We start from the raw sequence: 22292 nt of genomic DNA on the forward strand, positions 1-22292 counted from the left end.
GAGGGCCGCACCTTGTGCGCGGCGGCGCTCCGCCGTCAAATGAACAAACGCCCATTATGGGATTGCGCCATGTTCGACCTGCTGCCGCCCCCTCAGGATGTCTCTGCCCCCACGTGGGACCTGACAGTCGGGTTGATCAATGCGACGGTCCAGATCGACCAGCCGAACGATGACGGGACGTGCCGTGTGGGTACGGGCTTTCTGATCGATGCGCCGCGTCCGGACGGTCAGCCACGCACCGTCCTGGTCACCGCCGCCCATGTGCTGGACGGGATGGCGAAGCCCGAGGCCCGGATCGGTTGGCGGGTGCAAATGCCTGAGGGGCGCTGGCGGTTTGCGCCCGAGCCGGTGCGTATCCGCTCGGAGGAAGGGCAGGCGGTCTGGACGCGGCATCCCGAGCGCGACATCGCCGTGATGGAGGTCTCGGCCCCACCCGCATTCGCCCGCGCGGCCCTTCCGCTGGACTGGCTGGCCGACCGGGACGCTTTCGACCGGTGGCAAGTCGGGCCGGGAGACGAGATGCTGACCCTGGGCTATCCGCACGGCTATTCAGCCAATACGGCGGGGTTTGCGATCCTGAAGACAGGTCGGATCGCGTCCTGGCCGCTGACGCCGATAGAGGCCTTCCCCAGCTTTTTGCTCGATTTCGCAGTCTTCCCCGGCAACTCCGGAGGTCCGGTGTTCTGGGTGCCATCAGCGCGGCGGGCGTCGGCCGCCGCCATGCCGGATCATCCTTACATCGCGGGCATCCTGGCGCAGGAGATGCGGGTGCGGGGCGAAAGCACCGGCATCGGCTTCGTCATCCATGCGGCCTATATCCGAGAGGCCGTGGCGCTGCTGGATGCGCCTCAGCCCGCCAGCACCTCGGCCGACATCCGCTCCAGCAGCGCCCCGCCCTGACCGATCATGGCCAGGCGGCTGGAGGCGTGGCCCAGGACGTTGGCGGCATAGACCTCGTAAAGGGCGATCTTGCCTTCCAGCCAGGCTGTGTCGCCACCACCTGCGTCCAGACGAGCCTTGGCGGCAAGGGCCCCCTTGGCCAGCATCCAGCCGCCGGTGACGTCGCCTAGCAGCTTCAGATAGCCATCGGCGGCGGCCAGAACGTCGGCCGCTCCATCTTCCGCAGCCTTGCGGTCCAGAATCCAGAGGGTGGCATCCTGTACCGCATCGACGGCATTGGCGAACCGTTCGATAGGCTTGCCGGAATACAGCCGCATCAGGTCAAGCAGGGTGGCCTTGAACTCGGCGATCAGGTCCTTGGCCGCCTGACCGCCATCCATCGACAGCTTGCGACCCACCAGGTCCATGGCCTGGATGCCGTTGGTGCCTTCGTAGATCGGGGCGATGCGGGCATCGCGATAGTATTGGGCCGCGCCGGTCTCCTCGATGAAGCCCATGCCGCCGTGGATCTGCACGCCCTGTGACGCGACCTCGCAGCCGATGTCGGTCGACCAGGCCTTGGCGATGGGGGTAAACAGGTCCTCGCGACCCTTCCAGCGGCGACGATCTTCTTCGGTGGCCGCATGTTTGGCCAAATCGGCGGCGACGCCGGTGGCCAGGCAGATGGCGCGGGCGGCGGCGATCCTGGCCTTCATGACCGACAGGGTCCGGCGCACGTCCGGGTGATCGATGATCGGGGCGTTGGCCTGGCCGGTCCAGACCGAGCGGCCCTGCTTGCGGTCAAGCGCATAGGCCAGGGCATGCTGATAGGCCATTTCCGCGATGCCGACGCCCTCGACGCCCACGGCCAGGCGCGCGGCGTTCATCATGACGAACATGTGCGACAGGCCCTGATTGGGCTCGCCGACCAGGGTCGCGGTCGCGCCCTCATAGCTCATGACGCAGGTGGGGGAGGCGTGGATGCCCAGCTTGTGCTCGACGCCCACGGGGCGGAAGGCGTTGCGGTCGCCCAGGGTGCCGTCGTCCTTCACATGGAATTTGGAGGCCAGGAACAGGCTGATGCCCTTGGGCCCGGCCGGCGCATCGGGCAGGCGGGCCAGGACCATGTGGACGATGTTGTCGGTGGCGTCGTGGTCGCCCCAGGTGATGAAGATCTTCTGGCCGTTCAGGGCATAGGTGCCGTCGCCGTTTGGGGTTGCCGTGGCCGTCAGCGATCCCAGGTCCGAACCCGCATGCGGCTCGGTCAGGACCATGGCCCCGGTCCATTCGCCGCTGACCAGCCGGGGCAGATAGACCTGCTTTTGCTCTTCGGTGCCTTGGGCCTCCAGCGCCTCGATCGCGGCCAGCGAGAGCATGGGGCACAGGCCGAAGGCCATGTTGGCGCTGTGCACCGTCTCATAGGCCGCCAACTCCAGCGCCTTGGGCAGGGCCTGCCCCCCGGCTTCGACCGAGGCGGTCAGGCCGGTCCAGCCGCCTTCGGCAAACTGGCGATAGGCATCGGCGAAACCGGGCGCGGCCGTCACCGTGCCGTTGGCATAGAGCGAGCCCTTCTGGTCCCCGATCTTGTTCAGGGGGGCGAGCACGCCCTCAGAGAACTGGCCTGCCGCCTCCAGCACAGCGCCCATCAGCTCGGCGTCATAGTCGGGAAACGCCCCGGTGGCGGCGACATCGTTGATGCCGGCGACCTCGGTCAGGGTGAACATCAGGTCGCGGATCGGGGCGCGATAGGTCATGGGCGGGCACTCGGTTGCAGATCGATACCCACTTTTGCCGTGATCGCGTCCCGACTTGCAAGCGGGCGCTTGGCCACAGGCGCGACCTGCGCCAAGGTGCGTTCACACGATCAGGAGTTTCCGTGGCCGAACCTCGCAACCGCTATTCGATCGTCTCGCTGATCCTGCACTGGCTGATCGCGGCCCTGGTCCTGACTCAGGTCCTGCTGATCACGGCGCATGAGGCGTCGGAGGGTACGCGGACCTTCATAAGCCTGCACAAGTCGGTGGGGCTCAGCATACTGATCCTTACCTTGGGCCGGATCGCCTGGCGAGTTGCCAATCCCGCCATCGCCCTGCCGTCGCGCGTGCCGGTCTGGCAGAGGCTGGTGGCCCGGGTGACGCATGTTCTGTTCTATGTCGTGCTGATCGTCATCCCGCTGACGGGATGGGCGGCGTCCTCGGCCACGGGGCGCGACATCGCCTGGTTCGGGCTGTTCAACTGGCCCCTGTTGCCCATCAGCGGCGGACGCGAGACGGCGGGCCTGCTGATGGACATCCACGGCCTGGTGGTGAAGGGGCTGTACGTCCTGATCGCCCTGCATGTGCTGGGCGCGCTGAAGCATCACTTCATCGACCGGGACAATGTCCTGCACCGGATGATCCCGCTGATCCCGCGCCGCCCATGATCCGCGCCCTCGCTCTGTCATTCGTCATTCTGGGCCTGACCACGGGCGCGCGGAGCAGCACTGACTGGGCGGTAGAGCGAGACGCCTCACGAATCGAAATGTCCGTGCGGGCCTTTGGCGGCACCCATTCGGGCCGGTTCGAGCAATGGTCCGGAAACATCGTCTTCGATCCGGAGAATGCCACGGCCAGTCGCGCCACTGTAACGGTCCAGACAGGATCGCTGCGCATGCAGCCGTCAGCCGTGACGGCGCGAGCCAAGGGGCCGGGCTTCCTGGATGCGGCTCAATATCCCACCATTCGTTTCGCCCTGAAGTCGCTGGAGCCGCTGGGCGGGGATCGCTATACGGCGCGGGCCGATGTGACGATCAAGGGCGTGACGCGACCGCTGGCCTTTCCGGTGGACTTGCGTCTGACCGACGGTCGGGCGCATCTGACCGGCGCGTTCGTAGTGGACCGCACACAGTTCGGCATAGGGACGACGGGGCCGTGGAACAGGCTGGTGGACAGGCGGGTGACCGTGCGGGTGCAGCTTCAGGCGCGTCCAGCCTGACGTCGGCCTCGGACGCGCAAGCGGCTGACGCCCTGCGCGCGGGTCGACTGGTTATCCTGCCGACAGAGACCGTCTATGGCCTGGCCGCCGATGCCTCCAACGCCGCCGCCGTCGCCTCGATCTTCGAGGCCAAGGGCCGCCCGCGCTTCAACCCCCTGATCGCCCATGTCGCCGACGCCATGCAGGCCGAAGCCCTGGCCGTCTTCGACGACCGCGCTCGTCGCCTGGCGGAGGCCTTCTGGCCCGGACCCCTGACCCTGGTGGCTCCGGTCAGGGACACCCGTGCGGTCTGCGACCTGGCCCGTGCCGGTCTGGAAAGCATCGCCGTGCGCGTGCCCGGCCATGCGCGCGCCCGTGCCGTCATCTCGGCCTTTGGCGGGGCCGTCGTCGCGCCGTCTGCCAATCGATCCGGTCGCCCCAGCCCGACGACCTTTGCCGATGCGGTGGAAGAGACGGGGTCATCCGCCGCCGCCGCCATCGACGGCGGGCCGTGTGCCGTCGGGGTCGAAAGCACGGTGGTTTCGGTGCTGAACGGCCGCGTGGCCCTGCTGCGCCCCGGAGCCGTGACGCGTCAGGAGATCGAAGCGCTGATCGGCCCGCTGGACACGGCAGGGGAGGGGCACCGGTCCCCCGGTCGCCTGACCCTGCACTACGCTCCCGACGCCCCCGTCCGAATCGAGGCGAGGGAGCGGCAACACGGCGAAATCCTGCTCGGCTTCGGTCCCGGCGTGGGCGACCCCCGCTGGAGCCTGAGCCCGTCAGGCGATGTGCGAGAAGCTGCTGCCAAACTGTTCCGTCTGCTACGCGAAGCCGACCGCGAGAGGCCCGCAGGAATCGCTGTGTCTCACATCCCGAACGATGGATTGGGCGAAGCGATCAATGATCGGCTTAGGCGGGCGGCAGGGTTTGTAGGGTAGGGTTCAGAATCTCTCGGTGAAATGTCTTCTAAGCATTTCGAGTTCGTGGCTACGGGCCAATGTCCCACCCAATGCGCCAGCCAGCAGCATCACATAGCCGGTAGCCACCGAAATCCAGGCTAGGCTGGAACTAAGCCAGAGGCTTCCCACGCTGATAGCAATACCGATCAGCGCAACTCCGAGTAACGGATACATTTTTCTGTCGAAACGCGATATCTCTGCAGACTGGGCAGGTGAGCTTTCCGCGCGACGTGCCTTGATCCAACTCAGCATCGCGAAGAAGCCTGACCACCAGGCGAGTCCCAGACCTGCGAGTATCAGAAGCCAGAACATCCACAACGATCCAAATGGTCCGATCGCGGCGGGCAAAAGCCTCGTGAATGGTCCGCTAGCGGCGATCAACATGCCCAGGCTACCAAGCCAGATTGCGCGCTTTTCATTCTGCATCGTCATCCGGGTACTCACCAAGCTATCGACTATGACTAGCCGCGAGGTTTGCCGCAGGCGAGGTGAAATCGTGAGCTCATAAAAACCGTGCCTTGATATCCACGCTCGACCGCTCGCCCACGGCCTCGAAACAGCTTTCCAGCCACTGCTCGCCCGCCTCTCGCCCGCGGGCCTTCAGGTCGTTCAGAAAGCGCCATTCGGTGTCGAACTTGCTGGAGAGGGACAGGCTGCCCAGCCACGGGCCCGGCTCGACCGCATGCATCAGCAGCCGACGGTAGCGGTCCTTGCCGACCTGTTTCAGCGTGCCCGCCTCGATCAGCTCCTGCACGAAGGCCACGGCGCGCAGTTCGGCGACCAGCGGGGCGTTGAAGACGATCTCGTTCAGACGGTCGGCGATCTCGTCGGCGGCGCGGGGCATCTCGTCGCGGGCGAACGGGTTGAGGTTCAACATCAGGATGTCGTCCGGCGTATCCGCATAGAAGAGCGGCCACAGCGCCGGATTGGCCAGATAACCGCCGTCCCAATAGGGCTCGCCCTCGATCTCCACAGCCTGAAACAGATGCGGCAGACAGCCGGAGGCCAGCAGGACGTCGGACGTCATTTCCGGCGTTTTGAACACGCGCGAGCGTCCTTGCCGGACCGCCGTGGTCGATACGAAGAGCGCGATGTCCGAGGCCCGAACGGCCTCGAAATCCATGACCGTCTCGATGACCCGTTTCAGCGGGTTCAGGTTAAAAGGATTGAACTGATACGGGCTCATGGTCAGGGCCAGGCTTTCGCCGGCCCGCCAGGCCGCGCTCTCCTTGAGCCAGGATGGGGCACCACCGGCCGAGGCCCCGAAGACATTGCGTCCTCCCGCCTGGTTCACTTCGCGCCACAACAGGTCCAGTTGGGCCCGTGCGCCCTCGGCCCCGCCTTTCGCCAGTCCGGTAATCAGGGCCGCCGCATTCATCGCACCGGCCGAAGCGGCGGTGACGGCCCGGATGTCCAGCCGGTCATCTTCCAGCAGGCGGTCGAGCACGCCCCACTGGAACGCGCCGTGCGATCCGCCCCCTTGCAGGGCCAGGCTGATGGGACGGCGTTTCGGGGCGGACGTCTTCGGCATCGTCTCGGCCCCTTCCTCTGTGGCTACTGCGCGGTCCAGCCGCCGTCGATCGAGAAGCTGGCCCCGTTGGCCGAGGCCCCCAGGTCGCTGACCAGATACAGGAACATGCCCACGAGCTGATCGGTCGTAACGAACTGTTTGGTCGGCTGGGAGCCCAGGATGACGTTCTTCAGAACGTCTTCCTTTGACATGTTGCGAGTGCGGGCCTGGTCGTCGATCTGCTTGTCCACGATAGGCGTGTGGACGAAGCCGGGGCAGACGGCGTTGCAGGTGATGTTGTCCTGGGCCAGTTCCAGAGCAACGGTCTTGGTGAAGCCGATGACGCCATGCTTGGCAGCGACATAGGCCGACTTGAACGGGCTGGCGACCAGGCCGTGGGCGCTGGCGATATTGACGATCCGCCCGCGCCCTTGAGCCTTCATGATCGGAATAGCGGCACGCGTCGCATAGAAGGCCGAGGACAGGTTGATGGCGATGATCTGTTCCCACTTGTCAGTGGGAAAGGCCTCGACCGCCTCGACGTGCTGGATACCGGCATTGTTGACCAGGATATCGACGCGGCCCAACTGCGCTTTGGCAAAGGCGACCATGTCGGCGACCTGATCGCCGTGGGTCATGTCGGCGGGATGGTAGAGAACGCGCGCGCCCGTCTCGGCCTCCAGACCCGCCCGCGTCCGCTCGATCTGATCCGCATCGCCCAGGCCGTTCAGGACGACATTGCCGCCGCGCTGCGCCACCGCCCTGGCGATGGCCAGACCGATGCCCGAGGTCGAACCGGAGATCACGGCGACCTGGCCGCCCAGATCACCGATGTCACGCAGGCGCTGATCGGACGTGGCATTGTCGTTACGCGCGGGCTGCTGAACCATGGTCGTCTCGCAAACTGAAATCCGGGGTCAACCTAGCCGTTCGCGTTTGCGAAGGCGACACAAGGAATCAAGAATTTCCCGACCTGGTGAATATCCAGTCCATGTCGGTGGATGCGGACTTGTCAAAGCGATAGCCATCGCGGTCGAACGCCTTCAGATCCTCGGCCTTGTCGATGCGCTCATCGATGGCGAAGCGAGCCATGGAGCCGCGCGCCTTCTTGGCGAAGAAGGAGATGATGCGCGCCTCGCCGTCCTTCTGCTCCTTGAAGTGCGGGGTCACGACCGGCAGCTTCAGCGCCTTGGCATCGACCGCCCCAAAATATTCCTGACTGGCCAGATTGATCAGGGTGGGATCGGCCTGACCCTCGGCGTCGGCGTTCAGCTGTTTCGAAATCCGGTCGCCCCAGAAGTCATAGAGGCTGGACCCGCGCCGGGTCTTCAACCGTGTTCCCATTTCCAGCCGATAGGGCTGAATACGGTCCAGGGGCCGCAGCAGGCCATAGAATCCCGACAGGATGCGCAGATGATCCTGCGCCCAGGTCAAAGCCTTGGTGTCCAGTTCGCGCGCGCTCAGTCCCTCGTAGACGTCACCCGCAAAGGCAAAAGCCGCCTGGATGCCGTCTTCCGATGCGGGATCGAAGGCCTGGAACCGCTCGCGGTTCAGATCGGCCAGCTTGTCAGAGATCGACATCAGCCGCCGCAGGTCTGGCCGCGTCAGCCGCTTGGTCGTGACGGCCAGTGACGCCGTCTCCTCCGTGAACCGTCGCGTGGAGGCGGGGGCATCGGCGACTTCGGTAAAATCCAGCCGCTTGGCCGGGGACAGGACGATCAGCAAGGCGGCACTCCGACAGCGAAGGCGTGCAGATAGGCGGCTTTGGTGACGAATTGAACCGGGCGCGCGGTCACAGGCTTTCGGGGCGTCTATCGTAGAGGGCGCTCAGCACCCCCGGCAGTCGTTCCGGCAGATCCTCGGCGATCAGCCCCGGTCCGAAGCTGCACGCCGCCTCGGCATGCATCCAGGCAGCGGCGCGAGCCGCATCGAAACTGTCCATCCGCTGGGCCATCAGACCGCCGATCATTCCGGCCAGGACATCGCCGCTGCCCGCGGTGGCCAACCAGGGCGTGCCGTTGTCGTTGACCGCCAGCCGCCCATCTGGAGCCGCGACCAGCGTCTGGGCTCCCTTCAACAAAACGATGCAGCCGACCCGTTTCGCCGCCTCTCTCGCCGCTGCCTCGCGCCCCTTGGCCAGTAAGTCTGGGAACAGGCGTTTGAATTCGCCCTCGTGCGGGGTCAGGACGTCGTCGCGGTCAAGAACCTCGAATAGGTCCTGCGGCCAGCCCTCGAAAACGGTCAGGGCGTCGGCGTCCACGATCAGGGCCGCGCCCGTCGCCGCCAGGGCCCGTACATTGGCCCGTGTAGCATCTGTGATTCCGGCGGCCGGCCCAATCACCACGGCGTCCATGCCCTCCACCGCCTCGATCAGCGCCTCGACCGAGCCGAACGGGGTCAGCATGACAGCCTCAATGGCCTGAGCAATCACAGTCGTGGCATCCGGCGGGCAGAGGATGCGCACCACGCCTGCACCGATCCGCAATCCGGCGCGTGCCGCCAGCCGAGCTGCCCCCGTCTGGTGCGCCCGGCCCGACACGACGCCCAGCCGTCCGCGCTGATGTTTATGCGTATCCGGCCCCGGCCAAGGCAGTTCGAGCCGCCAGTCGGACAGGGGTGGGGAGGGCTTCACGCACCTTCTCCGTTCACGGATGACGACATGTGCGAAAATACCCTTGCGTAATTGTGCAATGCAATGTCCCTTTAGACCCCGAGCGGATAGCCATTCCAAGCCCGCACCGGGGTCGCCATGAAGAAGATCGAAGCCGTCATCAAGCCGTTCAAGCTGGACGACGTGAAGGAAGCGCTCCAGGACGCCGGCGTGCAAGGCATGACCGTTCTGGAGGCCAAGGGATATGGCCGCCAGAAAGGCCATTCAGAACTCTATCGCGGGGCCGAATACGTCATCGACTTCCTGCCCAAGATCAAGATTGAGGTCGTGGTCTCCGACGACATGGTCGCCTCGGTCGTGGATGCCATCCAGACGGCGGCCCGCACCGGCAAGATCGGCGACGGCAAGATCTTCGTGTCCGACGTACTGGACGTCATCCGCATCCGCACCGGAGAGACGGGCGCACAGGCCGTCTGACCGACACCAATCCACCCGGCCGCGCTCTCGGGCGAGGTCGTCTTCCTCCCCGACAAGACTGAAGGACCTTCAAAATGAGCGCGGCAGCCAAGATCCTCAAAGAGATCAAGGACGGCGACGTCGAATACGTCGACCTCCGCTTTACCGACACCAAGGGGAGGATGCAGCACGTCACCTTCGACATCGACCTGGTCGATGAGGAGTTCCTGGAAGAGGGGACCATGTTCGACGGCTCGTCCATCGCGGGCTGGAAGGCGATCAACGAGAGCGACATGCTGCTCAAGCCCGACCTCACGTCCTCGTGGATTGACCCATTCTATCAGCAGAAGACGCTGTTCCTGTTCTGCGACGTTCTGAACCCCGACACGGGCGAGCCCTACAATCGCGACAGCCGCTCGATGGCCAAGAAGGCCCTGGCCTATGTCCAGTCCGCAGGCGTGGGCGATACCGTCTTCTTCGGACCGGAAGCCGAGTTCTTCATCTTCGACGACGTGCGCTGGAGCACCCAGCCGCACGACACCGGCTACACCTACGATTCCATCGAACTGCCGGCCAATACCGGGGCCGAGTATTCCGAGGGCAATATGGGCCATCGCCCTGGGCCCAAGGGCGGCTACTTCCCCGTCAACCCGGTCGACAGCGCCCAGGACCTGCGCGGCGAGATGCTGGGCGTGATGCGCGACCTGGGCATGCAGCCCGAGAAGCACCACCATGAGGTGGCTCCGGCCCAGCACGAACTGGGCCTGAAGTTCAGCGACCTGCTGACCATGGCCGACCGGCTGCAGCTGTATAAGTACGTGATCCACAACGTCGCCGCCGCCTATGGCAAGTCGGCGACCTTCATGGCCAAGCCGACCTTCGGCGACAACGGTTCGGGCATGCACGTCCACCAGTCGATCTGGAAAGACGGCAAGCCGCTGTTCGCGGGCGACAAATACGCCGGCCTGTCGGACATGTGTCTGTGGTACATTGGCGGCATCATCAAACACGCCAAGGCCATCAACGCCTTCGCCAACTCGACGACCAACTCCTACAAGCGCCTTGTCCCCGGCTATGAAGCCCCGGTGAAGCTGGCCTATTCTGCCCGCAACCGTTCGGCCTCGATCCGTATTCCGTGGGTCAACTCGCCCAAGGCCAAGCGTATCGAAGCCCGCTTCCCCGATCCGATGGGCAACCCCTATCTGACGTTCGTGGCCCTGCTGATGGCGGGTCTGGACGGGATCGAGAACCGCATCGATCCGGGCGCGCCGGCCGACAAGAACCTTTACGACCTGCCGCCCGAAGAACGCGGCAACATCCCCGAGGTTTGCGGCTCGCTGCGTGAGGCCCTCGAGAGCCTCGACAAGGACCGCGCCTTCCTCAAGAAGGGCGGCGTCATGGATGACGACTTCATCGACAGCTATATCGATCTGAAGATGGAAGAGGTGATGCGTCTGCAACTGCATCCGCATCCGGTCGAGTTCGACATGTACTACAGCTGCTGATCGGCTAATCAGCTTGACGAGGGAAACCCCGGATGGACCCCATCCGGGGTTTTTCGTGCGTGGACGACCTGTCGCGGGTCAGGGCGTCACATTCCTGGGGCAACAGGTTAGCGAAGCGGCGCGGCGCATGATAAGAGCCGCCCCCTCTTGCCGGGTACGGGTCCCGGCCTCGGTGTGTTGAGCTTCAGGAGTGCTTGAATGAGCAAGGTGCTGGTTATCGGAGCAGGCGGTGTCAGTTCCGTCGCGGTCCACAAGATGGCGATGAATACCGACATTTTCTCGCACATCACCCTGGCCAGCCGGACCAAGTCCAAATGCGACGCCATCGCCGGGTCGGTGAAGACCCGCTTCAACGTCGATATCGACACCGCCGCCATCGATGCCGATGACGTCGCCGCGACCACGGCCTTGATCCGGCAGGTTCAGCCTGCGCTGGTCGTCAACCTGGCGCTGCCATATCAGGACCTGGCCATCATGGACGCCTGCCTGGCCGCCGGCGTGCACTATCTCGACACCGCCAACTATGAGCCGCGCGACGAGGCCAAGTTCGAATACAAGTGGCAGTGGGCCTATCAGGAGCGGTTCGAGAAGGCCGGTCTGATGGCCCTGCTGGGCTCGGGCTTCGACCCCGGCGTTACGTCGGTGTTTGCCACATACACCAAGAAGCACCTGCTGGACCGGATCGACACGCTTGACATCCTGGACTGCAACGGCGGCGACACCGGCCTGCCGTTTGCGACCAACTTCAACCCCGAGATCAATCTGCGCGAAGTAACTGCCAACTCGCGGCACTGGGAAAACGGCCACTGGGTAGAGGGCCCGGCCCTCAGCCACAAGCAGGCCTTCGACTTCGAGGGCGTCGGTCAGAAGAATATGTACCTCATGTATCATGAGGAGCTGGAATCGCTGGCCAAATTCTATCCGGAGATCAAGCGCATCCGCTTCTGGATGACCTTCGGCGACAGCTATCTGAAGCACCTCGAGGTGCTGGAAAACATCGGCATGACCTCGATCGAGCCGATGCAGTTCCAGGGCCGCGAGATCATCCCGATCGAGTTCCTGAAGGCCCTGTTGCCCGAGCCCTCGTCGCTGGGACCCATCACCAAGGGCAAGACCAACATCGGCACCATCGCCACGGGCGAGAAGGACGGCGTCCAGAAGACCTTCTATGTGAAGAACATCTGCGATCACCAGGAAGCCTATGCCGAAACCGGCAACCAGGCCGTCAGCTATACCACGGGCGTCCCGGCCATGATCGGCGCGGCCCTGATGCTGACCGGCCAGTGGAAGGGCGCAGGCGTCTTCAATATCGAGCAACTGGATCCCGATTCTTTCATGGACATGCTGAACAAGCATGGCCTGCCCTGGACGGTCGAGGAGCTGGACGCTCCTCTGTCGTTCTGATCGCGGCCTGACCCATGGAAACCCGAGCCGGTGATCCGGGAGCCTTCGCCCGCTTCGACCTGAGCCGCGTCGCCTCGCCCGCCTTCGTGGTCGACGAGATGGCGGTGCGGCGTAATTTGGCGGTGCTGAAGGATGTGCGCGACCGGGCCGACGCCCGCGTCCTGCTGGCGCTCAAGGCCTTTTCCATGTGGTCGCTGGCCGATGTCGTCGGCGAGTATCTGGACGGAGTATGCGCGTCCGGCTTGTGGGAGGCGCGGCTGGCGCGTCAGTTCTACAAGGGCGAGCTGACCACCTATTCGCCCGCCTATACCGCGCAGGATTTGCCCGAGATCCTGCACCTGTCCGACCATGTAATCTTCAACAACCCGCAGCAGATCGCGCGCTTCGCCGGACTGATCGCGGCCGCACGCGCCGATGGCGAGGTGTTCGAGGTCGGCCTGCGGTTGAACCCCGAGCATTCGGAAGGGGAGGTGGCCAAATACGACCCGGCCCAGCCCTGTTCGCGCCTGGGCTTTCCGGTGTCTCAACTGAACCCCGAGCATATGCAGGGCGTCGACGGCCTGCATATCCACGCCCTTTGCGAACAGGATTTCGAGCCCCTGGCCCGCATCTGGGCGGCGGTGGAGCCGAAGCTGGCCCCGCTGCTGGGTGGGGTGAAGTGGCTCAACCTCGGCGGCGGCCATCACGTGACCCGCGCCGATTATCAGACCGACCGGCTGGTCGATTTCCTGCGCGACATCGCCGATCGTCACCGGGTCCAGGTCTACCTCGAACCCGGCGAGGCCGTGGCTCTGGACGCCGGCATATTGATCGGAGAGGTGCTGGACACCTTTGACAACGGCATGCCCATCGCCATCGCCGATCTGTCGGCGACCTGCCACATGCCCGATGTGATCGAGGCCCCATACCGCCCGGCCATGCTAGGTGAGCCGGAGGCGGGGGTCACCGTCCGTCTGGGCGGTCCGTCCTGCCTGGCCGGCGACACCATCGGAGACTACGTCTTCGTCGAACGCCCCAAGCCCGGCACCCGCATCGCCTTCCTGGACCAGGCCCACTATTCGATGGTGAAGACGACCACCTTTAACGGTGTCCCGCTGCCGGCCATTGTTCTGTGGAACAGCGACACTGACGATCTTCAGGTCGTGAAGTCCTTCGACTGGACCGAGTTCCGCGACCGTCTGTCCTGAGGCTTTACGCTGGCTAGACCGTCAGCCCCTCGGCCTCGTCCGCCTTCTTGCGCCGCATCTCGATCAGGCGAACGCACCAGATAGAGATCTCGTAGAGCAGCACCAGAGGTGTCGCCAGCATCAGCTGGCTGATGGGGTCGGGCGGAGTGACGATCGCGGCGACCACCACGACGGCGACGATGGCATAGCGGCGGCCCTCGCTCATCATCTTGGAGCTGATGATTCCCGCCATGCCAAGGAGGGTCGTCACGACCGGCAGCTGGAAGCACAGGCCGAAGGCCAGCATCAGGGAGGTCACCAGACTGAGGTATTCGGAGATTTTGGTGTTCAGCTCGACCGTGATGCCCTCGGTAACGATCTGCTGGCTCAGCGAGAACCACATGACGAAGGGCAGCATTACGAAATAGACCAGCGCCCCGCCGATCACGAACAGCACGGGTGCGATGAACAGGAAGGGCAGGAAGGCCCCCTTTTCATTGCGGTACAGGCCGGGGGCCACGAATTTGTAGAGCTGCCAGGCCAGGACCGGGAAGGCCAGCACAACGGCCCCGAACCCCGCCACCTTCATCTTGGTGAACAGCTGTTCCAGCGGGCCGGTGGCCTGCAGGACCAGATCGGTCGATGTGGTGGCGGGCAGGGGGTGCAGCCCCAGTGTCACGGCGATCAGCTCGAACGGATTGGCTCCGTGCCCTCCGGTCGCCGCTGCGGCCGCATGGAGGGCATAGGCGGCCTGGAACGGCTTGATCAGCCAGATCTGTATGGCTGCCGCGAAATAGAAGCAGACGAAGAAGGCCAGGATGAAGGCCACCACGCAGACAATCATCCGGCCGCGCAGCTCGATCAGATGCTGCATCAGCGGAGCGCGCGAGGCCTCGATCTCGGCTTCGTCGGTTTCGGCGCGGCTCACAGGTCGACCTTCTTGGCGCGGATGGCGCGGGACTTTCCGTCCGCGCCCTTGATGGATGCGGTCTTACTCGCGGGTTTGGCCGCAGCGGATGTTTTAGGCTTGGCAGGTGTCTTGCGGGCACGCGGTTTGGCGGCCACGGGCTGCGGCGATGCCTCCGAGTCCGGTGTGGCCAGCGGGGCCATAACAGGCGGGCTGTCGGGCCACTCGTCGGGTGCCGCCAGCATTGCCGCTGGCTCTGGCGCGGTCTCCAGCGGCTTGTTCAGATCGGCACGGATATCTTTGAAAGCGGCATCGGCGTCGGCTCCCAGCGCATGCATGGTGCCACCGGTCCTGAGCGCCTCGACCTCTTTTCTCAGATCGTCCAGCTCGGACTGGCGGGCCATGTCTTCGAAGCTGTTGCGAAACTCATTGGCCATGCCGCGCGCCTTGGCGACCAGCTTGCCGAGCTTGCGAAGAAGCAGGGGCAAGCGTTCTGGCCCCACCACAAGCAGGGCCACGACTGCGATCACCAAGTATTCAGCACCCCCGATGCCGGGGCCCAGACCACCCATCCGTCAATTTCCTCAGCCGGATGCGGCTATCGCTTCAGGTCTTCTTTTTCGGCTTCGGTGCGCGGCAGGGCACCCGCGCGCTGCTCGTCCGACGACTTGGTTTCGTCGGTGTCTTTCAGGCCGTCGCGAAAGGCTTTCACGCCTTTTGCGGCATCGCCCATCATGGCGGACAGCTTGCCACGTCCGCCGAACAGCAGGAGGACCACGATGGCGACGATGGCCCAGTGCCAGATGCTGAATGAACCCACGGAACTCTCTCCTCGGTCGGGCGACGATGCGCCCCGTCTAAATCTCGACCCGCATATAGGCGCTTCAGTGGCGCGACGCCAAGCGAACCTGTTAGGACGCGCGAATGAGTCACGTGATCATCCACACCGACGGTGCTTGCAAGGGCAATCCTGGCCCCGGTGGCTGGGGTGCGATTCTCCAGACCGGCAGCGGGCATGAGAAAGAGCTGTGGGGTGGCGAGGCGCTGACCACCAACAACCGCATGGAGTTGATGGCGGCGATCAGTGCCCTGGAGGCCCTGACCCGGCCGTGCCGCGTCGATCTGCATACCGACAGCCGCTACGTCATGGACGGCATCACGAAATGGATCGGGCCGTGGAAAGCGCGGGGCTGGAAGACGGCCGAGAAGAAGCCGGTCAAGAATGAGGACCTGTGGAAGCGCCTCGATGCCGCCCGCGCCCGGCACGAGGTCAAGTGGCACTGGGTCAAGGGCCATGCCGGGCACGAACTCAATGAACGCGCCGACCAACTGGCCAACCGCGGGATCGAGGATAGGCGGGCCGGATAGGCTTAGGTCGCTCTTACTGTCAGACGCGGACCATTGACCCCCTCGACGATCACGCTGGTGCCGACCTCGGGAGCGGTCCCCTCCAGGTCCGCAGGCCATTCCGCGCCCGAGACGAAGACCCGGCCGCGTCCGTCGACGAAGGGCTGAATGACCTGTGCCCGCTGGCCCAGCAGGCGGCTGTCGCGGCTGTTGATGTCGGGCGAATCCGTCGGATTGACCCGGGTGATCAGGCGGCGCGACAGCAGGGTGAAGGCGATGGTCAGTACGGCGAAGATCAGAACCTCGATCCCGAAGCCTAGTCGTACGCCGACCGCCGTCAAAACCGCGACAACGCCCGCCGATACCGCCGGCCACAGCAGCCATTCGGTCGAGAAGGCCGCCTCGACCGCCAGCAGGATCACGCCCAGCGCCAGCCATATCCAGAACGGGCTGGCGGCATAGAAGTTGACGACGGTGTCCATGACCTACTCCGTGGGCGGGACAGAGCCGCGCGGACGCGGCGGGGCAGGGGGTGTGGCGCGGGGCGCCGATGTGCGGATGTCGCTGCGGCTCTGCTGCTGCTCCTTGGCCAGACCGACCAGTTCGCCCAGGCCAGCGATGGTGCCGACCAGGCCGGACATCTCGGCAGGCACGATGACGGTCTTGGCCGTCGGATTGCGGGCCAGTTCGGCAAAGGCCTCCACATACTTCTGGGCGACGAAGTAGTTGATGGCATTGACGTCGCCGCGGGCGATAGCTTCGGACACCATGGCGGTCGCCTTGGCCTCGGCCTCGGCCTCGCGCTCACGAGCCTCGGCGTCGCGGAAGGCGGCTTCGCGGCGGCCCTCGGCCTCCAGGATGGCGGCCTGTTTTGCCCCCTCGGCGCGGGCGATGGCGGCCTGCTTCTCACCCTCGGCCTCGGTGATGACGGCGCGGCGTTCGCGTTCGGCCTTCATCTGACGGGCCATGGCATTGGTGATATCGACCGGCGGGGTCAGGTCCTTGATCTCGATCCGGTTGACCTTGACGCCCCAGGGCTCGGTCGCCGCATCGATGACGGTCAGCAGGCGCGAGTTGATGTTGTCGCGCTGGAACAGCACCTCATCCAGATCCATTGAACCGACGACGGTCCGCAGGTTCGTCGAGCACAGCTGTGTGATGGCGTAGTGCAGGTTTTCGACGCGGTAAGCCGCCGCGGAGGCGCTCATCACCTGGATGAAGACGATGGCGTCCACCTTGACCATGGCGTTGTCCTTGGTGATCACCTCTTGCTGAGGGACATCAAGGACTTGCTCCATCATATTCATGCGCCGCCCGACCCGCTCCACGAAGGGTGTTAGCAGGCTGATGCCAGGGGAGAGGGTGCGCGTGTATTTGCCGAAACGTTCAATGGTGAACTCGCGCCCCTGCGGCACGATCTTGACCACGCTGAACAGCAGCACAAACGCCAGTACGACCAGGAAAATAGCGAAATACAGCATCAACAGCCTCCCCTTATGCGCTCAGCCTAGCACCACCGTTCGGCGAGCGGCACCGAAACCAGACACGTCGAAGATGACAAAGCCGTAATCTTCACCGTTTCGCCGCCGCCAGCCCGATGATCCTCCTGGTCTCGGACCAATCGATCAGCGGTTCGACCTGATCCAGCGGCACGAATCGCGCCTCCAGTGCATCGTCGCCTGCCACAGGCTCGCCCGACACCCATTCAGCGGCATAGTCGATCAGTACATAGTGCAGACCTGCATCGGCGAAGAGGCCGTCCACCACGTCCATAAGGCCTGTGATCCGCGCCGTGACCCCCGTCTCCTCACTCAGTTCGCGCAAGGCCGCATCGACCGCCCGCTCTCCCGGCTCGATCCGCCCGCCGGGCAGGCTCCATTCGCCCAACCTCGGCGGTTTGCCGCGTCGGATCAGCAAGACCGCATCGCCGCGCAGGCAGACGATGCCGACGGCGGGAACGGGTGAGGCGAAGGACAATGTCATGCCTCTAGCCTAGCTTGGCCCTTCCGCCGCGCCCATGACTTTGACACAACAGGGCATGACCTCCCCGTCAACCGAAGCGCTCGCCGCCCTGAAATCCGCCCTCGGCCCCGGCGGCTGGACCGATGATCCCGCCGATATCGCGCCCTGGCTGACTGAGTGGCGCAATCGCTGGCAGGGGAATACCCCCCTGATGCTGACGCCGCGCTCGGTGAAGGAGGTCGCTCGCGCCGTCCGTATCTGTGCCGAGCATCGCATCGCCATCGTGCCTCAGGGCGGCGACACAGGGCTGGTCGGGGGGCAGATTCCTTACGGCGAGGTGTTGCTGTCGACGCGCAAGCTACGGGCCATCCGCGATGTTACCCCACTGGACGACGCCATGACGGTCGAGGCGGGGGTCACCCTGCTGGAGGCGCAACAGGCTGCGACAGCTGCCGACCGGATGTTCCCGCTCAGTCTGGCCGCCGAAGGCACGGCCACCATCGGCGGTGTCATCTCGACCAATGCGGGGGGGACCGCCGTCATCCGCTATGGCGTCATGCGCGATCTGATCCTGGGCATCGAGGCGGTCATGCCGGATGGCGAAATCTTTCACGGCCTGAAACGGCTGCGCAAGGACAACACCGGCTACGATCTGAAACAGCTGCTGATCGGGGCCGAGGGCACATTGGGCGTCGTCACGGCCGCGACGCTGAAGCTGTTTCCGATCATGCGCAGCCGTGCGACCGCCGTGGTCGGTCTGGACAGCCCCCATGCCGCCATCGACCTGCTGGCCCGCGCCAAGGCCGAGACGGGGGGCGGGGTCGAGGCCTTCGAGCTGATGAAGCGGATCGGCGTCGAGTTCGCCCTGAAGCACATCCCCGACACGCGTGAACCGCTGGACAGCACCCCGCCCTGGTACGTCCTGATCGAGCTGGTGTCGGGCGAGCCCGGCGGAGCCGAGGCGGGGATGGAGCGGCTGCTGACTGCGGCCTTCGAGGCCGGCTTGATCACCGACGCCGCCATCGCCCAGAACGATGCCCAGCGCGCCGCCTTCTGGAAGATGCGCGAGGAACAGTCCGCAGCCCAGAAGCCGGAGGGTGGTGGCTGGAAGCATGACGTCTCCGTCCCCGTTTCGCGTATCGCTGATTTCCTCGACGAGGCGACGGCAGCGGTCGAACGCTTCCACCCCGGAGCCCGGGTCAGCGCCTTCGGCCACGTCGGCGACGGCAATATGCACTACGATGTGCTGTGTCCGCCCGTGTCCGACCTGGCCACCTTTCTGGCGCGGTGGGAGGAGGGGTCTCGGATAGTCCACGACATCGTCGCCCGCTACGACGGCTCTATTTCCGCCGAGCATGGGCTGGGGCGTCTCAAGACCGATGAAGCCCGCCGCTACAAGTCGCCGATGGAAATTCGCACCATGCAGGCCATCCGTGCGGCCATCGACCCGCAGCGGATCATGAACCCGGCGGTGCTGTTCTAGCCAGGCGAAGCGCACTAGCGTCGAGGGATGAGCACGCCCGAGACGCCGATCCGCAACCGCTGGACCCTGATCGGGCCCGGTATCGTCGTGGCCGCGACGGGAGTGGGGGCGGGCGATCTGGTCGCTACCCTGATCGCCGGGTCGCGCTTTGGCTATGCCCTGCTGTGGGCGGCCATCCTGGGCACTTTGCTGAAGATCGCATTGGCCGAGGCGGTCGGTCGCTGGACCTTGGCGGGCGAGCGCACGATCTTCGACGGCTGGTCCAGCCTCGGCGGCGCGTTTCGGGTCGGTAGGCTGGGCGGCACCCTGAACTGGGCTGGCATCTATTTCGGCGTCTATGTCGTCGTCTGGGGCTTCGTCTATGGGGCGGCGGCCATGACCGCGACGGCCCTGCCGCTGGCGGCCCTGTTCCCGGTTCTGGACCTGAAGGTCTGGGGGATTCTCAGCGGCCTGGCTGGCTTGGCCTTTGTCTGGTTCGGTCACTACGGCCTGTTCGAAAAGGTGATGACCGCCTGCGTGGGGGTCATGTTCGTCACCGTCATCGGCCTGGCAGTTATCGTCGCGCCGGACCTGCCCGCGCTGGCCACCGGCCTGTGGCCCAGCCTGCCGCCGGGTTCGGCCTTCTATACTCTGGGCCTGATCGGCGGCGTCGGTGGCACCATCACCATGGCGGCCTATGGCTACTGGCTGAATGCCAAGGGCTGGAAGGGGCCGGGCTGGATGCGGGTCATGCGGCTGGACAACCGCGTCGGCTATATCGTCACCGGCGTCTTCGTCGTGGCCATGCTGATCGTCGGGGCCGAACTGCTGTTCAGCGCGGGTATCGCGCTTCAGGGCGGCGAGCGCGGCCTGCTGGACCTGGATCAGGTGCTTCGCGATCGCTTCGGTAGACCGATCTCCATCCTGTTCCTGGTCGGCTTCTGGGCGACCAGCTTCTCCAGCCTGCTGGGCGTCTGGCAGGGGGTCAGCCTGATGTTCGCCGACTTCATCGCCCATGTCCGTGGCCGGGCAGGAGATGAGGCCGTGCGCGGTGACCGCAGTCGGGCCTTCCGGGGCTATGCGCTTTGGCTTACGATCCCGCCCATCACCCTGCTGTTCATGGACCGCCCCTTCGGCCTGATCGTCGCCTATGGCGTGCTGGGCAGCGTCTTCATGCCATTCCTGGCCGGGACCCTGCTGTGGCTGCTGAATAGCGATCGCGTGCCGAGGGAATGGCGCAGCGGCTGGCTGTCCAACCTCATGCTGGCCGGGGCGACGGTTCTGTTTGCGGTCCTCGCGGGGCGGGAGCTGATCGGCCTGTTGCAGTAGCGGCTTTTCCGGCCCGGCTTGCCGCTGCGACACCTTTCGCCTAACCGGTGCGGCGTTGAATCAACGGACTACGGATCGATCCATGACCCTCGCGCTTCTCTTTCCCGGTCAGGGCAGTCAGTCGGTTGGCATGGGTGTCAGCCTCGCCGAAGCCTTCGCCAGTGCTCGCGATGTCTATGCGGAGATCGATGACGCCCTGGGCCAGAAGCTGTCGGTTCTGATGCGCGAGGGGCCGGAGGATCAGCTCACCCTGACCGAGAATGCCCAGCCCGCCCTGATGGCCGTCTCCCTGGCCGCCGCCCGCGTGCTGAAGGTCGAGTTCGGCGTGGAGGTCAGCCGCGCCGCCTTCGTCGCCGGGCATTCGCTGGGTGAGTATTCCGCCCTGTGCGCCGCCGGGGCCCTGACCCTGGCCGACACAGCCCGGCTGCTGAAACTGCGCGGTCAGGCCATGCAGCGCGCCGTGCCGGTGGGGCAGGGGGCTATGGCCTCGCTGATCGGGCCCAAGACGGACCTGGCCCTGGCCGAGGCTGCCGCCGCTGCTGGCTCGGAGGTCGGGGTCTGTGTCGTCGCCAACGACAACAACGCCGGCAACATCGTCATCTCGGGCGACAAGGCCGCCGTGGACCGCGCCATCGAAAAGGCTAAGGAGCTGGGGGCACGCGCCATCCCCCTGAACGTCTCGGCCCCGTTCCACTGTCCTTTGATGCAGCCCGCCGCTGACGAGATGGCGGATGCGCTGGGCGATGCGAAGATCGTCGCCCCGTCGGTCGCCGTCGTCGCCAACGTCACCGCTCGCCCCGAGACCGACCCCGAGGTCATCCGCCGCCTGCTGGTCGAACAGGTCACAGGCCGCGTCCGCTGGCGCGAGTCGATGGAGTGGATGGCAGGCGAGGGCAACGTGACCCGCTTCGCCGAGATCGGTTCGGGTAAGGTCCTGACCGGCATGGCCAAACGCATCGCGCCGGATGCCGAAAGCATGGCCTTGAATACGCCTGAAGACCTGGAAGCGTTCGCGAAGTCGCTCTGAGACATAAGGAAAAGATGATGTTCAATCTCACCGGCAAGACCGCCCTCATCACAGGCGCCACGGGCGGCATCGGCGGGGCCATCGCCCGGGCCCTGCACGCTCAGGGGGCCGCCGTCGTCCTGTCCGGCACGCGTGAAGCCGTGCTTCAGGACCTGGCCAAGGATCTGGGCGAGCGTGCGTTCGCCGCCGCCGCCAATCTGTCCGACCCTGACTCCGTCGACGGCCTGATCGCCCGGGCCGAGGAAGTCGCCGGCACCCCGCTCGACATCCTGGTCGCCAACGCGGGCATCACCAAGGACGGCCTGCTGATGCGGATGAAGGACGAGGACTTCTCCGACGTCATCAAGGTCAATCTGGAAAGCTATTTCCGCCTGTCGCGCGCCGCCATGAAGGGGATGATGAAGCGCCGCTCGGGGCGGATCATCGGCATCACCTCGGTGGTCGGCGTCACGGGCAACCCCGGCCAGACCAACTATGCCGCGTCCAAGGCCGGCATGATCGGCTTTTCCAAGTCGTTGGCTCAGGAAGTCGGCTCGCGCGGCATCACCGTCAACTGTATCGCACCGGGCTTCATCGCCTCGCCGATGACCGATGTCCTGAATGACGCCCAGCGCGAGACCACCCTGAAGAACATCCCGACCGGCCGCCTGGGCACCGGGGACGAAATCGCCGCCGCCGCCGTCTATCTGTCCTCCGACGAAGCCGCCTATGTCACGGGGCAGACGCTGCACGTGAACGGTGGCATGGCGATGGTCTAGGGGCGACGAGGGGTATTTCCACCCGTCCCGACTGTGCTAAACCCCGCAGACCGGTTGG

At 65.2% G+C, this 22292-nt stretch carries 25 protein-coding genes; 13 read left to right on the plus strand and 12 right to left on the minus strand.

Going from position 1 to position 22292, the window contains the following annotated elements:
* The first annotated feature begins 69 nt into the window (after positions 1-69).
* A complete protein-coding gene (locus tag AC4PRM_RS14190) occupies positions 70-900 on the plus strand; it encodes a trypsin-like serine peptidase (RefSeq protein WP_492040356.1) in 831 nt (276 codons plus the stop codon).
* Here the strand turns inward: AC4PRM_RS14190 and AC4PRM_RS14195 are convergent.
* Positions 849-2633, minus strand: a complete 1785-nt coding sequence (locus tag AC4PRM_RS14195) for an acyl-CoA dehydrogenase (RefSeq protein WP_492040357.1) — start codon at positions 2631-2633, stop codon at positions 849-851. The two genes, AC4PRM_RS14190 and AC4PRM_RS14195, sit on opposite strands and share 52 nt — an antisense overlap.
* A 122-nt stretch (positions 2634-2755) precedes the next feature.
* Between AC4PRM_RS14195 and AC4PRM_RS14200 the strand changes: the two genes are divergently transcribed.
* The 3 genes from AC4PRM_RS14200 to AC4PRM_RS14210 are packed head-to-tail and all read left to right on the plus strand — an operon-like array spanning position 2756 to position 4769.
* Positions 2756-3301 carry a cytochrome b gene (locus tag AC4PRM_RS14200; protein ID WP_373258111.1) on the plus strand — a complete coding sequence of 182 codons (546 nt, stop codon included), beginning with the start codon at positions 2756-2758 and terminating at the stop codon, positions 3299-3301.
* Complete coding sequence (locus AC4PRM_RS14205; protein WP_492040358.1) at positions 3298-3852, plus strand: YceI family protein; 555 nt, start codon at positions 3298-3300, stop codon at positions 3850-3852. Before AC4PRM_RS14200 ends, AC4PRM_RS14205 begins: the two co-directional genes overlap by 4 nt.
* Positions 3849-4769, plus strand: a complete 921-nt coding sequence (locus AC4PRM_RS14210; protein ID WP_373258185.1) for an L-threonylcarbamoyladenylate synthase — start codon at positions 3849-3851, stop codon at positions 4767-4769. Before AC4PRM_RS14205 ends, AC4PRM_RS14210 begins: the two co-directional genes overlap by 4 nt.
* Before the next feature lie 3 nt (positions 4770-4772).
* Here AC4PRM_RS14210 and AC4PRM_RS14215 read toward each other — a convergent pair whose 3' ends face one another.
* The 5 genes from AC4PRM_RS14215 to AC4PRM_RS14235 form a co-directional block, all read right to left on the minus strand.
* Positions 4773-5222: a hypothetical protein gene (locus AC4PRM_RS14215; RefSeq protein WP_373258109.1), complete on the minus strand. Its 450-nt coding sequence runs from the start codon at positions 5220-5222 to the stop codon at positions 4773-4775.
* Between the two features lie 70 nt (positions 5223-5292).
* Complete coding sequence (locus tag AC4PRM_RS14220; protein WP_492040359.1) at positions 5293-6321, minus strand: patatin-like phospholipase family protein; 1029 nt, start codon at positions 6319-6321, stop codon at positions 5293-5295.
* Between the two features lie 23 nt (positions 6322-6344).
* On the minus strand, positions 6345-7190 hold the full coding sequence (locus tag AC4PRM_RS14225; RefSeq protein WP_373258107.1) for a 3-hydroxybutyrate dehydrogenase: 846 nt from the start codon (positions 7188-7190) through the stop codon (positions 6345-6347).
* A gap of 67 nt (positions 7191-7257) precedes the next feature.
* Entirely contained in the window at positions 7258-8025 is a 768-nt protein-coding gene (gene yaaA / locus AC4PRM_RS14230; RefSeq protein WP_487922326.1) for a peroxide stress protein YaaA, read from the minus strand.
* Positions 8026-8092: 67 nt separating this feature from the next.
* The gene (locus tag AC4PRM_RS14235) at positions 8093-8932 is read right to left on the minus strand and encodes an NAD(P)H-hydrate dehydratase (protein ID WP_492040360.1); all 840 of its coding nucleotides are present in this window, start codon (positions 8930-8932) and stop codon (positions 8093-8095) included.
* A 117-nt stretch (positions 8933-9049) separates the two neighbouring features.
* On the opposite strand from AC4PRM_RS14235, the gene AC4PRM_RS14240 reads away from it, so the two are divergent.
* From AC4PRM_RS14240 to AC4PRM_RS14255, 4 genes are all read left to right on the plus strand, one after another.
* The gene (locus AC4PRM_RS14240) at positions 9050-9388 is read left to right on the plus strand and encodes a P-II family nitrogen regulator (protein ID WP_373258104.1); all 339 of its coding nucleotides are present in this window, start codon (positions 9050-9052) and stop codon (positions 9386-9388) included.
* Positions 9389-9462: 74 nt separating this feature from the next.
* Positions 9463-10872, plus strand: a complete 1410-nt coding sequence (glnA, locus tag AC4PRM_RS14245) for a type I glutamate--ammonia ligase (RefSeq protein WP_373258103.1) — start codon at positions 9463-9465, stop codon at positions 10870-10872.
* A gap of 198 nt (positions 10873-11070) precedes the next feature.
* A complete protein-coding gene (locus AC4PRM_RS14250; protein ID WP_492040361.1) occupies positions 11071-12276 on the plus strand; it encodes a saccharopine dehydrogenase family protein in 1206 nt (401 codons plus the stop codon).
* A gap of 14 nt (positions 12277-12290) precedes the next feature.
* A complete protein-coding gene (locus tag AC4PRM_RS14255) occupies positions 12291-13463 on the plus strand; it encodes a carboxynorspermidine decarboxylase (RefSeq protein ID WP_492040362.1) in 1173 nt (390 codons plus the stop codon).
* Between the two features lie 13 nt (positions 13464-13476).
* On the opposite strand, the gene tatC is transcribed toward AC4PRM_RS14255, so the two are convergent.
* Genes tatC through AC4PRM_RS14270 form a run of 3 tightly spaced genes read right to left on the minus strand, consistent with a single transcriptional unit; the run spans position 13477 to position 15169 of the window.
* Positions 13477-14370 (minus strand): twin-arginine translocase subunit TatC, encoded by an 894-nt coding sequence (gene tatC / locus AC4PRM_RS14260; RefSeq protein ID WP_492040363.1) that lies wholly within the window; start codon positions 14368-14370, stop codon positions 13477-13479.
* Positions 14367-14921, minus strand: a complete 555-nt coding sequence (gene tatB / locus AC4PRM_RS14265) for a Sec-independent protein translocase protein TatB (RefSeq protein WP_492040364.1) — start codon at positions 14919-14921, stop codon at positions 14367-14369. The genes tatC and tatB overlap by 4 nt, the downstream gene beginning before the upstream one ends.
* Before the next feature lie 26 nt (positions 14922-14947).
* Complete coding sequence (locus AC4PRM_RS14270) at positions 14948-15169, minus strand: twin-arginine translocase TatA/TatE family subunit (protein WP_373258098.1); 222 nt, start codon at positions 15167-15169, stop codon at positions 14948-14950.
* Between the two features lie 104 nt (positions 15170-15273).
* On the opposite strand from AC4PRM_RS14270, the gene rnhA reads away from it, so the two are divergent.
* A complete protein-coding gene (gene rnhA, locus AC4PRM_RS14275) occupies positions 15274-15717 on the plus strand; it encodes a ribonuclease HI (protein WP_492040365.1) in 444 nt (147 codons plus the stop codon).
* A 2-nt stretch (positions 15718-15719) separates the two neighbouring features.
* On the opposite strand, the gene AC4PRM_RS14280 is transcribed toward rnhA, so the two are convergent.
* From AC4PRM_RS14280 to AC4PRM_RS14290, 3 genes are all read right to left on the minus strand, one after another.
* Positions 15720-16178, minus strand: coding sequence for an NfeD family protein (locus AC4PRM_RS14280; RefSeq protein ID WP_492040366.1), 459 nt, complete (start codon positions 16176-16178; stop codon positions 15720-15722).
* A gap of 3 nt (positions 16179-16181) precedes the next feature.
* A complete protein-coding gene (locus AC4PRM_RS14285) occupies positions 16182-17177 on the minus strand; it encodes an SPFH domain-containing protein (RefSeq protein WP_492040367.1) in 996 nt (331 codons plus the stop codon).
* Positions 17178-17268: 91 nt separating this feature from the next.
* Positions 17269-17679, minus strand: coding sequence for an NUDIX hydrolase (locus AC4PRM_RS14290; RefSeq protein WP_373258094.1), 411 nt, complete (start codon positions 17677-17679; stop codon positions 17269-17271).
* Between the two features lie 55 nt (positions 17680-17734).
* Here AC4PRM_RS14290 and AC4PRM_RS14295 point away from each other — a divergent pair, with 55 nt between their 5' ends.
* From AC4PRM_RS14295 to fabG, 4 genes are all read left to right on the plus strand, one after another.
* Positions 17735-19141: an FAD-binding oxidoreductase gene (locus AC4PRM_RS14295; RefSeq protein WP_492040368.1), complete on the plus strand. Its 1407-nt coding sequence runs from the start codon at positions 17735-17737 to the stop codon at positions 19139-19141.
* A gap of 27 nt (positions 19142-19168) precedes the next feature.
* Positions 19169-20449, plus strand: coding sequence for an Nramp family divalent metal transporter (locus AC4PRM_RS14300; RefSeq protein WP_492040369.1), 1281 nt, complete (start codon positions 19169-19171; stop codon positions 20447-20449).
* A gap of 82 nt (positions 20450-20531) precedes the next feature.
* Positions 20532-21476 (plus strand): ACP S-malonyltransferase, encoded by a 945-nt coding sequence (gene fabD, locus AC4PRM_RS14305; protein WP_492040370.1) that lies wholly within the window; start codon positions 20532-20534, stop codon positions 21474-21476.
* 17 nt (positions 21477-21493) lie between these two features.
* A complete protein-coding gene (gene fabG, locus AC4PRM_RS14310) occupies positions 21494-22234 on the plus strand; it encodes a 3-oxoacyl-[acyl-carrier-protein] reductase (protein ID WP_492040475.1) in 741 nt (246 codons plus the stop codon).
* Positions 22235-22292 lie beyond the last annotated feature (58 nt).

It is taken from the genome of Brevundimonas sp. DW-iso22, from assembly GCF_058725425.1.

Bases quoted from the DNA above. Each gene is read 5' to 3' on its own strand.
- rnhA (WP_492040365.1), top strand. From the start codon at position 15,274: ATGAGTCACGTGATCATCCACACCGACGGTGCTTGCAAGGGCAATCCT.
- AC4PRM_RS14240 (WP_373258104.1), top strand. From the start codon at position 9,050: ATGAAGAAGATCGAAGCCGTCATCAAGCCGTTCAAGCTGGACGACGTG.
- fabD (WP_492040370.1), top strand. From the start codon at position 20,532: ATGACCCTCGCGCTTCTCTTTCCCGGTCAGGGCAGTCAGTCGGTTGGC.
- AC4PRM_RS14280 (WP_492040366.1), bottom strand. From the start codon at position 16,178: ATGGACACCGTCGTCAACTTCTATGCCGCCAGCCCGTTCTGGATATGG.
- AC4PRM_RS14190 (WP_492040356.1), top strand. From the start codon at position 70: ATGTTCGACCTGCTGCCGCCCCCTCAGGATGTCTCTGCCCCCACGTGG.
- glnA (WP_373258103.1), top strand. From the start codon at position 9,463: ATGAGCGCGGCAGCCAAGATCCTCAAAGAGATCAAGGACGGCGACGTC.
- AC4PRM_RS14225 (WP_373258107.1), bottom strand. From the start codon at position 7,190: ATGGTTCAGCAGCCCGCGCGTAACGACAATGCCACGTCCGATCAGCGC.
- AC4PRM_RS14205 (WP_492040358.1), top strand. From the start codon at position 3,298: ATGATCCGCGCCCTCGCTCTGTCATTCGTCATTCTGGGCCTGACCACG.
- AC4PRM_RS14250 (WP_492040361.1), top strand. From the start codon at position 11,071: ATGAGCAAGGTGCTGGTTATCGGAGCAGGCGGTGTCAGTTCCGTCGCG.
- AC4PRM_RS14255 (WP_492040362.1), top strand. From the start codon at position 12,291: ATGGAAACCCGAGCCGGTGATCCGGGAGCCTTCGCCCGCTTCGACCTG.
- AC4PRM_RS14295 (WP_492040368.1), top strand. From the start codon at position 17,735: ATGACCTCCCCGTCAACCGAAGCGCTCGCCGCCCTGAAATCCGCCCTC.
- AC4PRM_RS14290 (WP_373258094.1), bottom strand. From the start codon at position 17,679: ATGACATTGTCCTTCGCCTCACCCGTTCCCGCCGTCGGCATCGTCTGC.
- AC4PRM_RS14285 (WP_492040367.1), bottom strand. From the start codon at position 17,177: ATGCTGTATTTCGCTATTTTCCTGGTCGTACTGGCGTTTGTGCTGCTG.
- AC4PRM_RS14195 (WP_492040357.1), bottom strand. From the start codon at position 2,633: ATGACCTATCGCGCCCCGATCCGCGACCTGATGTTCACCCTGACCGAG.
- tatB (WP_492040364.1), bottom strand. From the start codon at position 14,921: ATGGGTGGTCTGGGCCCCGGCATCGGGGGTGCTGAATACTTGGTGATC.
- AC4PRM_RS14220 (WP_492040359.1), bottom strand. From the start codon at position 6,321: ATGCCGAAGACGTCCGCCCCGAAACGCCGTCCCATCAGCCTGGCCCTG.
- AC4PRM_RS14300 (WP_492040369.1), top strand. From the start codon at position 19,169: ATGAGCACGCCCGAGACGCCGATCCGCAACCGCTGGACCCTGATCGGG.
- fabG (WP_492040475.1), top strand. From the start codon at position 21,494: ATGTTCAATCTCACCGGCAAGACCGCCCTCATCACAGGCGCCACGGGC.
- AC4PRM_RS14215 (WP_373258109.1), bottom strand. From the start codon at position 5,222: ATGACGATGCAGAATGAAAAGCGCGCAATCTGGCTTGGTAGCCTGGGC.